This is a genomic window from Morganella morganii, from assembly GCF_019242955.1.
Classification (GTDB): domain Bacteria; phylum Pseudomonadota; class Gammaproteobacteria; order Enterobacterales; family Enterobacteriaceae; genus Morganella; species Morganella sibonii.
Map to the genome: position 1 here is coordinate 3,190,132 of NZ_CP066129.1, position 14,442 is coordinate 3,204,573.

Here is a 14,442-nt window from a genome sequence, read left to right on the forward strand (position 1 = left end):
TATGAAAAATACAATCTTTATCAGTATAGCCAGCTACCGGGATTCCGAATTAATCCCGACACTGAAGAATATGGTTGAAAATTCCGCCAGTCCGGAGAAATTATTTATCTCTGTATGCTGGCAGGATGAAAAACGTGATTTTTCTGTTTTTACTGATGCAGGTGCGACAGAAAAAGACTATTCTGAAAGTAATCCGGATGTTATCCGTCTGAATTATCAGGGGGCAACAATCAATGTTCACTTTGTACAATATTATCAGGCTCAGGGCGCATGCTGGGCCAGACACTGCTGTGAACAATACTATACTGATGAAGACTATTTTCTTCAGATAGATTCTCACTGTCGTTTTATTCCGGACTGGGATAGCAGACTGACTGAATACTATCTGTCTTTGAAAAAAGATTTCAGAAAACCAATTATATCCGGCTATCCGCCCGCGTATACCCCGGCGACAGAGGATAAAGAAGAAGTCCGTCATGAGACCTTTGCCAGAATGGTATTTAATCAGTTTAATGACGGTGACATTCCTTCTTTTAACCCAATCGCATTTCTTGATAATAAACAATATGCCCGGGGATGTTTTTTAGCCGGTGGTTTTACTTTTGCAGCGGGTCAGTTTGTACTTGATGTTCCCAATGACCCGCAGGTATTTTTCCTGGGGGAAGAAATATCAATGTCCGCAAGAGCATTTACTCACGGCTATGATGTTATCTATCCCAACAAAATATTTTTGTATCATTTTTACAGCCGCTCTGGTTGTGACCGAATCTGGGGAGACCATACCCAGGAGAAAAAAGAAAAAAAAGTGGTTGAAAAAAGCTGGTTTGAACGGGATCAATTATCAAAAGAACGGGTTCGTCAGGTATTAGGTATTCAGCATTCTGATGATATCATCCTCGGGAAATACAGTTTAGGTACAGAGCGGACACTGGAAGAATATGAATATTTAACCGGTATAATGTTCAGTGAACAACTGATCGTCAAAGAACTGCTGAGTAATACTAAACCGTGTTATTTTGATTATATTCCGGCATCACGGGAAGCATGGATAGCTCAGTTATACAGTGACTATTGCCAGACGATTAAAATTAACAAATCTGAATTAAGCGCAAATGACGATAATATTGATTACTGGTCATTAGGTATATTTACTGAAGATAATCAGCTTATTGCCATGCAACGACTGACATCCGAAGAGTTAACCAGGCAGGAATCCGGTGATGATCAAAATATCTATCAGTTCGAAATAAAACTGAAAGATAAAACTCACCTTGTTCCTAAAAAACTCCGGCTGGCACCTTTCTTTACGGAGTGCGGCTGGGGAGAAACCGTGGAGAAAGTATGGTAAACAGTCAGGATGTCTTCAATAAGATAATGTGCATTGATGCACTTATTGATTTGGAGGCAATTATCCCCTCTTTATCAGAATTACAACTGAACTTATCAACATCGGTTCAGCAGTTCCGTGATTGTCTGGAACTGGAAGATCCTTATTTTGCACATTCTGAGAACTTCTGCCGGCTGCTCTGTATTTATCTGGATAAAATCATCCTCAAATACACCGACAGCCAGCAGCTCTCCTGGGCGCCTTATTTACTGGAAAATTATTTCTACGGTTTTGATCGGGAATCTTTTGATGTTGCGGATCAACTGACACTTTTTTCTGATGTAAAACGCAACGCGGTTTTTTTACCGGCTTATCAGATGGCGTTGCGGCTGTCCGGATTACCGGAATATAAAACCGTACTGAAACCGGTTATTCCGTTATTTGAAAAACGGCTGCCTGTACTGCCGGCGGCTGAACCAGTGGCACCACCGGTACCTGAAACACCGCCGGCACCGGAATATCCGGCACCGGTAACCTACCGGACAGTCAATATGCCGCTTATTTTTGCCGCAGAGATCCTTTGCCTGATATCGATTCTGATTTTTACCGGGCTCTATATTCGTGACACACTGGATACCCTGATTTAAATGAAAAATTTTGCCACTGTAAAAAAATGGCTGATTGTTTTATTCAGTCTTCTTGCTCTCACGCAGGCAGGGCTCGCTGTTTATGATAACGCGCATCTGTTTATCTGGCTGAGCGGATTGTGTATCGCACTGTTTATCATCGCGGTTCTTTTTGCTGTCCGTCTCAGAGAACATTCAGAGGTGGTGATTCATGATGACAACGACGCAGATACCACAACGGCACCGGAAATTGTCTTTATTCTCGGGCCCTATGCCAAAGCCTGGTTCAGCCGGCAGGATGAGGCTGACACGCTCCGGTTTGATAACCGGATTATCTGGATGCTGATAAACAAGCCTGAGGATATTCACAAACAGGTTGCGGCTATCAGTCAGAAACACCGCCATTATCAGATTAGTGCTGTCTTCCCGGTATTACCGGATGGTAATGATTCCGATGCCCTTTTGCTGAATAAATTGACGGGCTGGAAAAATTCCTTTTCCCGCAGTCAGTTTGAACAGCAAATTCCCTGCACGTTAATCATTTATTCACGCCTGAGCAGCCAGCGGTTTGCCCATGATCCGGATAACGCGATCTGGATCGGACAATTTAATCTTTATGATACTCAGCCCAAACCATTCCGTGATCAGATCACCTTACTGCGCAAAGAACTGAATACGGTTTACCGGCGGCCCCATCCGGTTGCCGCACAGCACCGTAATGCACTGGCACTGTCCACACTGAACTGGCTGGATGAAGCCGGTCTGATGGCAGAAATAGAATCCCTGTTTTCTGAAAGCGTCCTCAGCTTTACCAACCTGATGTTTTCTGATTACGGAAACGGCCCGACACGCCATGGTGCCTGGTCCCGCTGGGTTCAGAAAAAATTTGCACTGCTGCCGCTGATATCGTCTTATCTCACGCTTCCGCCATTACCGGTAAATATCGGGGAACCACCGCCGCAGATCAAAAAACAGATGATTGAAATGACGCCGGTTCCTTATAAAAAGCAACGCTATTTATTGCTGCTTATTCCGGTACTGATTGCCGGAGTAATAACAGGAAGCCTGCTCTGGTCACTCGAGTTTAATATTCAGCGTAATGCGATAGTTAATGACCTTGTCAGCAAATTTGAGGCCACACCACCCAATGCATTACAACAGCGTGTTGCTATTATTCAGCAGATGAAAAAATTATCCGCTGCTATTTCTCAGCATGAAAAACCGCATTTTTTTATCATGGAATTAACGTCACCTGCCCTCTTTATCAATAAACTGGATAAATCAATTACAGAGTTTTCCCGTAGCCCGCTCTATGTGGCCCATGATAAAAATATTGTCTTTGACACCGGTAGTTCACAGTTAAAAAAAGAAAGCACAGAATATCTGATGCCGTTATTAACGTTTATCAAACAAAATCCGGATGTGAAAATTTTAATTGAAGGTTATACCGATAATACCGGCAATGACAAAATTAACATTAATTTATCACTGAACCGGGCTGAGCAGGTAAAACACTGGTTACAGGAATCCTCCGGATTTCCTGATACCCATTTTGTTACCCGCGGCTTAGGTTCCCAGAATCCGGTTGCAGATAATGATTCTCAGGATGGCAGAGAAAAAAATCGCCGTGTTGAAATCAAAATTTATCAGGAAAATCAGTAATTACATATTTTGAGGATTATTATTTATGAGTAAAAATAACGAGTACATGATTCCTGAAGGCAGTTTTATCACATCAACGCCCGACCTTGACAATACGATTAATATTCTGATTTATCGTGATCCTACGCTGAATGAGTATAATATTATCGTTCACCGTGCCTTTTTAGCTGAAGATGAAACTGTTGAAGAATTTTGTGAAAATGAAGTGACTAATTTTACCCGTGATTTACCCGGTTTCCAGGAAGAAGGTAAAATGATTACCCATGAGCTGGGCCCGATGAAAATGAAAGTTGTTCAGATTGCCAACAGCTATCTGAAAGAGGGTGAACGTATGCAGCAGGTGCAGTCTATGATTAAACTGCCTTATCATAAAGATACCAACCCGAACAATAATCGCCTGATTATTTTTACTCTGAACCGTACCGGTGAGTTTACCGAGTATCAGCGCAAGCATTATGTTCGTGTATTAAACAGCTTTACACCAAATTCAACTTTTGGATTATTAGGCTGATTTATCTCCCCTATTACAAAAATAGGGGAGTCTTCTTTTTCTACAGTAACAACTCTGCGATAATTACATTTCATCCAGCGTTCTGGTAAAGGACGTTGTACGATCTGTTATTATATTTTCAATATCACTCTGGTCGACTAACTGATATCCCACACACGGATAAGCTGCGTACCAATTATCTTCTTTCATTAGCTCATTCCAGTGAAGATCCAGACAACATTTATGTCTGGGTACACCAGCACTCAGTTCTTCTGCTGATTTAATAAATACATTTCTCAGTGTCTGATAGTAGTGCTGATTAACAATATAACTGTTCGTTAAATATGAAAAGTAAAGACGATAAAAGCAGCCATGCTCCTGCTTAAGCTGAAAGTAACTTCCCGACAATAATCCTGCATCCCATGATGAAAATATCAGACTGCTGAAAAAATAATTTATCCTGTCTAATGATTCATCATCATCATTGAAAATCATATCATCTTCCAGAACGAGAACGTTATTCCAGTTATTTCCTTTTGCCATTGTCATAACACCGATATGAGAAAGTGTGCATCCCAATGCACCATTTTCATTTTCAACAGCTTCAAAGCGGATAATTTTATCCTGTGGTACGCCTATTTTTTTCAGCTGAAATTCAATACTTTCCCGGCGGTCAGTTCTTTTCGTCAGGTTAATATAGACAACTTTATCAACAAAATTCCAGTTAATTTTAATCATTCGATTGTCCTGATATTATCTTAAATAATCATTATAGCGTCCTTATTTCCGCTTAGATAATATGCTCCGGATAAGGATTTTTCACATTATCCCACAGAGTAAATGTCATTTTCAGAGGATAAATCTGTTATTTCCGGCATAAAAAACCGCCCGTAAACGGGCGGCTGAATAAGATTGTAATAAATATATCAGTCTGATTATTTTTTGTTTTTAAAATCAATAACCATGCGACCGGTAAATTTACCCTGCTCCATCTCTTCAAAGATAGTATTGATATCTTCGAGCGGGCGCATTGCCACTTTCGGCACAACTTTCCCTTCCGCGCCGAAACGGAAAGCTTCTTTCAGATCTTCACGGGTGCCCACCAGTGAGCCGACGACTTCAATGCCGTCCAGTACCAGACGCGGAATACTCAAATCCATCGTTTCGACAGGCAGACCTACCGCCACAACACGGCCGGCAGCGCGGACGCCGGCAACCGCAGAGTTAAATGCGGATTTGGCTACTGCGGTTACCACGGCAGCATGTGCACCACCCAGTTCTTTCTGAATGATCTCATCGACATTATCTGTCTTCGGATTCAGGGTCAGATCAGCCCCCATCTCTTTTGCCAGCGCCAGTTGTTTATCGTTAACATCAATAGCGATCACCTTGGCATTAAAGACATTTTTGGCGTACTGCAGCGCCAGGTTTCCTAATCCGCCAAGGCCGTAAATCGCCAGCCACTGGCCCGGTTTGATTCCGGAAACTTTAATCGCTTTATAGGTGGTGACACCGGCACAGGTAATGCTGCTCGCTGCGGCTGAATCAAGACCATCCGGCACTTTTACCGCATAATCGGCAGTAACGATACACTCTTCGGCCATACCGCCATCCACGGTATAACCGGCATTTTTCACTTCACGGCAAAATGTTTCTTTGCCGCTGTTGCAGTATTCACAATGGCCGCAGCCACGGAAGAACCATGCAACGCTGGCACGATCACCAACTTTCAGCGAAGTGACACCTTCAGCTATCTCCGTTACCACCCCGATACCTTCATGTCCGAGGATCACACCGGATACATCACCGAAATCAGCGTTTTTCACATGCAGGTCAGTGTGACACACACCGCAGCATTCCATTTTCAGCAGGGCTTCCCCATATTTCAGCGGGCGTAATGTTTTCTCTTTGATTTCTACGGTCTTATTTTTTGCGACAACAGCTGCTTTCATAGTTAACCTCAATAACGGAATAACAGAAAAGTTATGTTCAGTTCAGTAACATAACGACCATTAGCCCTTTTATTTTAGCGTGAAATACGAAATGATACTGCACATTGAATGCCAATGATTATAACTACCATTAATAAGAAATATTGTATTCGACGGAATATCCGTCATTATCTGTTACTGACGCGATACCGGATACTGAGGTGCAGGCAGCGGCTCCCGGGGTTCATTTTCTATCGTGCCGAACCGGATATCTCCGTTGTTCCAGTCACTGACTGCCTGCTGCAGTGTCTGTGTGTCATAACCGACAAAATTCCACCACATCATAATTCTTTCCTGTACCGGTGTTCCGCCCAGTAACAGCAGCCGTGTCCCTTTCATCAGCGTCAGTGTGACGGAAGACAGTCCTTCACCGGCATATACCAGTTCATTGACGGAATAGTCCTCATCACAGTATGTCAGGCGCCCTTCCAGCACAAAAATGCCGTATTCAAAATCCGGCCGGGTATTCAATGTGGTTGTCGTTTCCTGCTGAGCCTGCAAATCCATACCGATCAGCGGAGAAAAATGCAGAACCGGCGAACGGCAGCCATCATATTCGCCGGTCAGTAATGTGAAACTGATCTGGTCGTGATGCCAGACAGGTAACTCCGGATAATGGTCAAAACGCGGTGCAACCATACTGTCCGCAGGCGGTAAGGCAATCCAGAGCTGAGCGGCATGCAGGCGGGCATTTTTGCCTGCGGAATCCTCAGTATGTGTGATACCGCGCCCGGCAGTCATCAGATTAACCTGGCCGGGACGGATAATCTGTTCCGATCCGAGGCTGTCCCGGTGCAACACTTCACCCTCCAGCATCCAGGTGAAGGTCTGTAAACCGATATGCGGATGCGGCCCGACTTTCATGCCGTCATCCCCTCCGAAAACCGCCGGACCGGCATGATCCAGAAAACACCATGCGCCTATCTGACGGCGCTCTTTTACCGGCAGTACCCGGGATACCGGTACGCCACCGACATCTTTAATTCTCGCGCTGATGCGCCGGGGTAAGACTGCGTTTTTGTCTGTCATGCTGCCTCCTGCCTTATCAGTGAGTGGACACCGTCAGCACCGCGGACGGCGGTCTTAAGGTATTCAGTATACTGAGAAAGCGCCCCGTGTCACGGTGTCCGGCAACAGGATTAACGCATCCGTCACCATCCGCGGAAAGATATAAATAATAAGCGACAGACAACGAAACAGGTAAAAATTCTATTTTACCGGACTTAATAAAGCGATGTTTTCAAACGTAACTATTTGCAAACACAGCTATCTGCAAATTAACGATTTAAAACAGCCGTTATTATAAGATGAATAGCATTTATATTTTACTATTCATCTTATAGCGACCTGCTGAAGCAACGTATCATAACGAAACAGCTTTAATTATTTTCCGCAGTAATATTTTGCTGCATTATAACTATCTGTATCAGGGAATACCGTCAGTTTTTCAACTTTACCGATATCTTTATGGCTGGTATCCAGTTTGCGGGAGTAAATAATACTATCATTCATTATGTACACTCTGGAAAGCCGGTGGCCGGAAAAATTCAGGCAGTCCAGTGACCAGGTTTCAACAATCCTGTTAAAAAACATGCCATTCGGTTTTCCTTTATCTGACATTTCCACTTTTTTATCGCCATTCATCTGTATCATAAATGAAAATGTAACATTGAGTTTACTATCAATCTTAGGATTTTCTCTGGTGAAAAAAAGACTGTATTCCTCTTTTTGATCATGAATACCGGAATCGACCCATTCTGTCTGTGCAACAATGATAATATCATCGCCATCCTCCGGTTGTGATGTTACAACCGGACTGACCTGCACCGCGGTATTGACAGCTCCCGGCACTGATTTAAGAAATTTCTCTGCTGATGAAAAAAAAACTGATCGCTGACAATGATAACAAAACCATACCATTCAGCATTATATTACTTGCTCTTTTCATAAGTGTTAACATCCCTGTTTGTTATTTATTATTTCATCCGTAAATAAAAGTTTATTATTAACACATCCGGATATGACAAATAAAATAAATTCCGAAAATTAGGATAAACACCCGGAAATATCATAATAGTTATAATCTGATCGATAATAAAAACCCCTATGTGGCAATTATTATCTCCGGTTATATCGGTAACAGATTTATTTACTCTTTTTCCCGTCCAGGGAAATAACCCTGTCCGCTGACTCAATGGTCGATTCACGGTGAGCGATTATAATCCGGGTGATCGGCAACTGGCTGATCGCCTGGTTGACGTAAGATTCACTCTCTTTATCCAGCGCACTGGTCGCCTCATCCATAAACAGAATACGTGGCCTGCGGTACAGCGCCCTGGCGATAAATATCCGCTGTTTCTGCCCGCCGGAAAGCCCTTCACCCAGTTCACCGATCAGCGTTTCATATCCCATCGGCATCGATGTAATCACGTCGTGAATATAGCTGGCCTGTGCACAGGCTATCATTAACTCCTCGTCGGGATTTTCGGTGAATCCGCAGATGTTCTCGCGGATCGAGCCGGAAAACAGTTTGTCATCCTGCATCACGCAGGCGATCATTTTATGGTAGTTATTGACCCCGAGCTGGCGGATATCGATGTTATCAATAAACACTTTGCCGTCAGAAGGTTCAAACAAACCGCACAGCACTTTCATCAGTGTGGTTTTCCCCGAACCGGACGGCCCGGTGATCGCCACACTTTCACCGGGCGCGACCGACAGATTAATATCACGGAAAATCGGTGCGGACTGGCTGTCATAGCTGTATGCCAGACTGCGGGTTTCCAGCCCGGCGGCCTGCATCTGCGGCTCGTACGGCACATCCGGCTTTTTATTTTCCTGCTCATTCAAAGCGATATCAGAAATACGCTCGTTATGCAGGCTCATGATCCGCAGTTGCAGCAGGAACTCAATGATGGAGGCCGCGCGGCCGGAAAACTGCTCGCGGTAGGCACTGAACGCAACAAACATCCCGAGGGTCATGGTGTTATCGATCACCATGGTGGCGCCGATCCACAGAATAACTACCTGATCGCAGGCCATAATAAAGGTGTTTACCCCGCCGAACATCAGGTTCATTTTGGTCAGGCGGATGCCAGTATTGATGGAATCCACTTTCAGATTCAGCCAGTGATTACCCCGGCGCTCGCTCATGCCCTGGGTTTTTACCGTGGTGATCCCGTAAAGGGATTCCATAAAGTACGACCCGGCGCGCGCCTCTTTAATCAGCGATTCTTCCGACAACCGGCGGTAATAGCCGTACGTTGCCAGCCGCAGGCCGATATACACCGCGGTAAAGGCCAGCACAATCCAGGTAAGACTGCCGCCGTAAAGGATCATCATGATAAACACACCGATCAGCATGATGCCGTCCATGATCGCCCCGACCACGCTGGTGGTAAAGGTGGTACGCAGGATATCGAGCGAGCTGAAACGGGACTGAATGTCCCCGAGTTTACGCCGCTCAAAGTAGCTGAGCGGCAGACGCAGCAGATGCGTGAACAATCCGGACTGCCACTGGACGTTGATCAGCGTTTCCATCACCAGGCTTGCCCAGGCACGGCACATACTCACGGCCGCTTTCAGCAGAATAAAGAACAGCAGCCCGATACAAATCAGGGACAACAGCCCCTGATCCCCGGCGGGGATCGCGTGGTCCATTACCAGCTGGGTACCGACCGGCATAATCAGCCCGATGGCCTCAATCACCACCGAAAACGCGAAGATTTTCAGCAGGGCTTGTTTCAGCCCGTGAATATTACCGATAAGCTTGCGCAGACTGAGTTTTTTTACCACCTCCTGTTTGGTGAAGGTGCTGCCGGGCCAGGCTTCCAGGGCCACGCCGGTGAAATTGCGCGACATCTCCTCAATGCCGGCCACCCGGCGGCCGTATGCCGGGTCGTGCAGAATAAATTTGTTACCGCTGATTTTGACCAGTACCAGGAAGTGATTGAAATCCCAGTGTAAAATACAGGGAAGCCGCAGATTCGGCAGATCATCCATATCCAGCGACAGGGCGCGGGTGGTCATCCCCAGCTCCGACGCCATGCCGGTGAGACCGGTCAGTGTCGCGCCGCGGGCCGAGAGATTGAACTTCTGACGCAGGGAAATCAGATCAATACTTTTACCATAATGCGCGGAGATCATCGCAAGGCTGGCCAGACCGCACTCGGATGACTCGGTCTGGTGAATAACCGGAATGCTTCTGCGCAGGCTGAGGTCGAGCTTTTCCAGCAGGTTTTTTAAGGATAAACGGCGCATACGGCCTCCCGGTCAGATAACAGAATCCGTTCTGTCATGGTGTGTCTGCTCCTGCCGGCCCGGAGGCACTCTGCTTCATGTTATAAAACGGCGAGACCATCCACTGATAGATTTTGCGCTTTTCCAGAAACAGACTGGTATTGGCTTTCATACCGTTTTGCAGGCTGAGTTCACGGCCGTCATACGAAACCTTTTGTTTTTCCGGGCGAACAATGACTTTGTAGTATGGGATGGACTGCGGCATCTGACTGACTTTCGGTGCACCGGCGTAGGTCATCATTTCCTGCGGTGAGGCCGGGGTTTTGGAAATCATCTGAATGGAGGCGGCGAACTGGCCGAATTTTTCCGCCGGGAACGCCTCATAGCGGATATTCACGGCATCACCGATGTTCAGATAAGGGAGTGCATCATTGGGTACCCAAAGCACCAGCCAGTACTGACTGATATTTTCCGGCAGGATCTGGAGCAGGGTATCCCCCGGATTAACCATCTGCCCGACCGTCACGCTGAGGGAGTCCACACGGCCGTCAGTCAGGGCACGGACAATAATTCCGCTGCCGGCTTCGTTGGCCACCTGTTCTTTCATCAGTTCGGATTGCTGTAATTCCAGCTGATAAATCCGGTTATCAAATTCCGCAGACTGAGTCAGAATCTGACTTTCCAGTAACGTCACCTGCAAAATATTCTGCTCATTCTGGCCGCTTAATCCCAGCAGGCTGTTTTGCTGGGAATAGTAAAGTGCGGCCTGATTCATCCACTGATCTTTATTTATCAGACCTCTTTCCCGGTAGTGGTGATAATTATCCATATTCAGTTTCATAATACGGATACCTTCCTGTGCCCGCTCAATAATACCGGCAGAGCGTAACTGTGCCTGTGCATAAAGCGATTTTTGTTTTTCAAGCGAGGTCAGTGTGGTGTATTTGTTCTCTCTGAGGCGGGTGATCATGTCGCGGATATGCTGTAACTGATGTTCAATTTCACGGCGCTGATTATCACTGACCACACCGCTGTCAGTCGCTTTACTGGTATCAATACTGTAAACCGGTTCTCCCTTGCGGATAACCTGCCCTTCAGTCACATATTGCCGGGTAATAAACCCCTGTACACCGGCAGATACAATGACAGCCCGCGGATTTGTGGTGATTTCCCCTGTCACACTGACCCGGCGTGTATAACTGCCGGATAAGATAAAGACCAGAAAAGCAGTTAAAAACAGGACACTGCATAATAGGATCAGCCACAGCGGAATACCGGGTAACAATAACGCCTTACCCCGCCACTTCATTTTTCTGTTATCAAGTGCAGCTTTGCGGAACACAATAAACCCTGCCTGCGGTTATCCGGTGAAATAAAAGGCAGACAGTATCAGGGAAAAAATAAAAAAAAGGGAATTCATAAAATAATGAATTCCCATAAAATAAAGTGTTGACATCAGGAATACGGTGATTCCGTATTAATCAGCCCAGGATTTTTTTAAATAATCCGCCAACACCAGGTAATAATGTTAAACCAGTTTCGATTGTGCCACCAACTTTACCGCCAATCTGAGAACCCAGGTTCTTACCTAAATCCGGGTATTTTTGCCCGATATTCATCTGGGCAAGCAGAGGTACTTTTACATTCACAAATGAAACGAATGCACGGAATGTAGCATCACCAACTTTGCCGCCGACACTGGTCAGGCTATCTTTGATAAAACCGGCACCTGAAACTGCTTCAATTTCCTGAATACTTAACTCTTTCATAGTAGACTTTCCTTTCATTATTAGTTATTTCATCCGAGCACCTCAGAAGAATATTTATTTTATATGAATTAACACCCGACAATGAATAGGTAAAATAACGTAACAAAAACAAATTCGCATTATTAACGATGTGATAACACCATCCGGTTATATATTGAAATTTATCTTATTTATCATGCCGTTGAGTTGTTAATATATTTTCATTATCACTAAAAAGGAACACACGTACTAGGTATTAATAGTATCTTTTATGCTACAATAGTACCTGATACAGTTAAATTTTAATCACGGTTATGCTCCCGATATATTTCAGCTATCAAGGTAAAGAAAGGAGTTGTAATAAAACAAGCCATATCATGACGCAGGAATAATAAAAATATCTTAACTAACGGGGAGTGGCGTAATTATTTTCGGATTCAGATTAAATACAGAGTATTCTTATGATTAACAGCGATAATATTAATGATCCTCCGCTATCACACCAGCAGAGGATCATCACTGAGACAGATTACTTTCTCAGATTAATTATTTACAGATAGTACCGAGATCAATTACACGACCCAATGTTTTTTCAATAAGACCACCGACAACAGAACCCACCTGACCACCGACATCTTTTCCCAGATCAGGAACAACGTCTTTCAGGCTTACTTTTCCGATAACAGGAAGATCAACTTTCAGAAATGGTGAGAGCAGCCCGAAACCCAAATCGCCCAGTTTTTCACCAATGCCGGTGAGTGTATCCTGGATACAACCCGCGCCGGAAACCAATTCAATTTCTGTATGATTTAATTCTTTCATTATCAATCCTTTTAATAATCAATGGTTTTATTTGAATAATAAAAAATTCACAATGACATTATTTCTAAATTATTTATTATTCAGGATATATCCTACTGATTTTTTTAAAGACCAGATAATTCAATGTTTATTCCGGGGATATCAAAAAAACAATAATAATGGTAAGACAGGAATGAACTCTGTCTTCCTGCCTTACCTTATAGCTGATATTATTTATTGCTGAGAACGCATGTCCATGATCATTTTACCGTCATAGTCTGCACCCACAACAATATTAGGTACTTCACCTTTATATTTCTCCGCTTTGATTTGTTCAATTTCAAGCTGTTTCCAGTTAATCATTTCGCGGGTGATTGTCTGCTGCAGTACAGTGTTAGCTTCAGATTCTTTCTGAGCCGCATATAAACGGGCATCAGCCTCCTGACGCAGGGCATAAGAGCTCGCCTGGGCATTACGTTCACGGGCAAGCGCCTGCTGCTCTGCTGACTCACGCTCAGCCTGTGCGATTACGACTTTTTTCTGTGCCAGTTCACGCTCTTTTTCAGCTTCTGCTTTTGCCTGGTTTATCTGCTCCTGGCGCATTTTGGTATTCACAACCTGCTCCTGAACCACTTCCGGCAGCGTAATATCCTGGATCATAATTTCTTTAATCGTATAACCGTACGGTGAAGCGTAACCCTGAATGGCATCACGGATAGAATCCTGTAATTTCCGCTGTGTATCTGCGGTATACAGATCCTGGGCGTTGGCAACATCTTTCCCGAACTCCAGAATCGTGGAAATCAGTTTCTGGCGGACATATTTATCCAGCGCTTCACTTTCTGTACCACCATTAATACGGAGAACCGGCGCTTTGGCGCCATCAAACTGAAGCATCACTGTAATATCAACGATAGATTTCAGTTTATCCTGCGATGGTACACGTAACTCTTTCAGTGACACACGGATATCTTTTGTCGAGTACGTATCGAATGTCATAAAAGGGTTAATCGGGAAATGCAACCCGGCATCATATGCCACCGGATTAACCTTACCTAAAAAAGTCCCGACTTTTACCGAACCATCCTGAACAATAGTGTATGAATTAAAGGTAATTATTCCTGCAAACAGGAGAATAACAGCAACAATAATTAATTTGACCACTGACTTCAGTTTCACCGGATTTACTGCCTGCATCATTTGCATGTCCCATCCCTATAAGATAATTCTTAGTTAATATTGTTTTTTATAAATACTGTCTTTTTCATCGATCACTTTCATCTTTCAGCGCTATTATTCATAAAATACCGCTGATGAGCAAATTCCGGTATGTATATCCGAATTTTCTTTAACCGGCAAAGAATCAGAAGAAAATAATACCAGTGACCATTACCTGTAATATGAATAAAAATACAGAGATTATTCTGTCACATCAGTCTGCCGTGATAATACACCTTTCGCTAACTGATTATAATTAGTAGTATGGGAGAGCACGTAATAGTGCTAACTTTGCAAGTCCGGACATCCGCCGGAAGGAATCCGGCAGATGTTCTTTTAT

General features: G+C 44.3%; 13 protein-coding genes. 4 read left to right on the forward strand and 9 right to left on the reverse strand.

All coding sequences use genetic code 11. The features are described 5' to 3' along the window. Position 1 precedes the first annotated feature (1 nt). Genes JC793_RS15130 through JC793_RS15145 form a run of 4 tightly spaced genes read left to right on the forward strand, consistent with a single transcriptional unit; the run spans position 2 to position 4,126 of the window. Positions 2-1,348 carry a GlcNAc-transferase family protein gene (locus JC793_RS15130; protein ID WP_166708424.1) on the forward strand — a complete coding sequence of 449 codons (1,347 nt, stop codon included), beginning with the start codon at positions 2-4 and terminating at the stop codon, positions 1,346-1,348. Further along, positions 1,342-1,974, forward strand: coding sequence for a hypothetical protein (locus JC793_RS15135; RefSeq protein ID WP_166708425.1), 633 nt, complete (start codon positions 1,342-1,344; stop codon positions 1,972-1,974). Before JC793_RS15130 ends, JC793_RS15135 begins: the two co-directional genes overlap by 7 nt. Then, positions 1,975-3,615: an OmpA family protein gene (locus tag JC793_RS15140; RefSeq protein WP_218426565.1), complete on the forward strand. Its 1,641-nt coding sequence runs from the start codon at positions 1,975-1,977 to the stop codon at positions 3,613-3,615. 25 nt (positions 3,616-3,640) lie between these two features. Further along, on the forward strand, positions 3,641-4,126 hold the full coding sequence (locus JC793_RS15145) for a DcrB-related protein (protein WP_046893932.1): 486 nt from the start codon (positions 3,641-3,643) through the stop codon (positions 4,124-4,126). A gap of 63 nt (positions 4,127-4,189) precedes the next feature. Here JC793_RS15145 and JC793_RS15150 read toward each other — a convergent pair whose 3' ends face one another. The 9 genes from JC793_RS15150 to JC793_RS15185 form a co-directional block, all read right to left on the reverse strand. Next, positions 4,190-4,843 (reverse strand): glycosyltransferase family 25 protein, encoded by a 654-nt coding sequence (locus tag JC793_RS15150; protein ID WP_208323183.1) that lies wholly within the window; start codon positions 4,841-4,843, stop codon positions 4,190-4,192. A 197-nt stretch (positions 4,844-5,040) separates the two neighbouring features. Continuing rightward, positions 5,041-6,057, reverse strand: coding sequence for an alcohol dehydrogenase AdhP (adhP, locus tag JC793_RS15155; protein ID WP_166708428.1), 1,017 nt, complete (start codon positions 6,055-6,057; stop codon positions 5,041-5,043). 174 nt (positions 6,058-6,231) lie between these two features. Beyond that, complete coding sequence (locus JC793_RS15160) at positions 6,232-7,125, reverse strand: pirin family protein (protein WP_166708429.1); 894 nt, start codon at positions 7,123-7,125, stop codon at positions 6,232-6,234. A gap of 354 nt (positions 7,126-7,479) precedes the next feature. Next, on the reverse strand, positions 7,480-7,608 hold the full coding sequence (locus JC793_RS19775) for a hypothetical protein (protein WP_273746053.1): 129 nt from the start codon (positions 7,606-7,608) through the stop codon (positions 7,480-7,482). Positions 7,609-8,241: 633 nt separating this feature from the next. After that, positions 8,242-10,356, reverse strand: a complete 2,115-nt coding sequence (locus tag JC793_RS15165) for a peptidase domain-containing ABC transporter (protein WP_218426566.1) — start codon at positions 10,354-10,356, stop codon at positions 8,242-8,244. A gap of 34 nt (positions 10,357-10,390) precedes the next feature. After that, the gene (locus JC793_RS15170) at positions 10,391-11,677 is read right to left on the reverse strand and encodes an HlyD family secretion protein (RefSeq protein WP_218426567.1); all 1,287 of its coding nucleotides are present in this window, start codon (positions 11,675-11,677) and stop codon (positions 10,391-10,393) included. 139 nt (positions 11,678-11,816) lie between these two features. Next, a complete protein-coding gene (locus JC793_RS15175; RefSeq protein ID WP_166708433.1) occupies positions 11,817-12,104 on the reverse strand; it encodes a hypothetical protein in 288 nt (95 codons plus the stop codon). 525 nt (positions 12,105-12,629) lie between these two features. Further along, positions 12,630-12,905 carry a hypothetical protein gene (locus JC793_RS15180; RefSeq protein ID WP_166708434.1) on the reverse strand — a complete coding sequence of 92 codons (276 nt, stop codon included), beginning with the start codon at positions 12,903-12,905 and terminating at the stop codon, positions 12,630-12,632. A gap of 213 nt (positions 12,906-13,118) precedes the next feature. Beyond that, complete coding sequence (locus tag JC793_RS15185; protein ID WP_046893218.1) at positions 13,119-14,090, reverse strand: SPFH domain-containing protein; 972 nt, start codon at positions 14,088-14,090, stop codon at positions 13,119-13,121. Between the last annotated feature and the right edge of the window lie 352 nt (positions 14,091-14,442).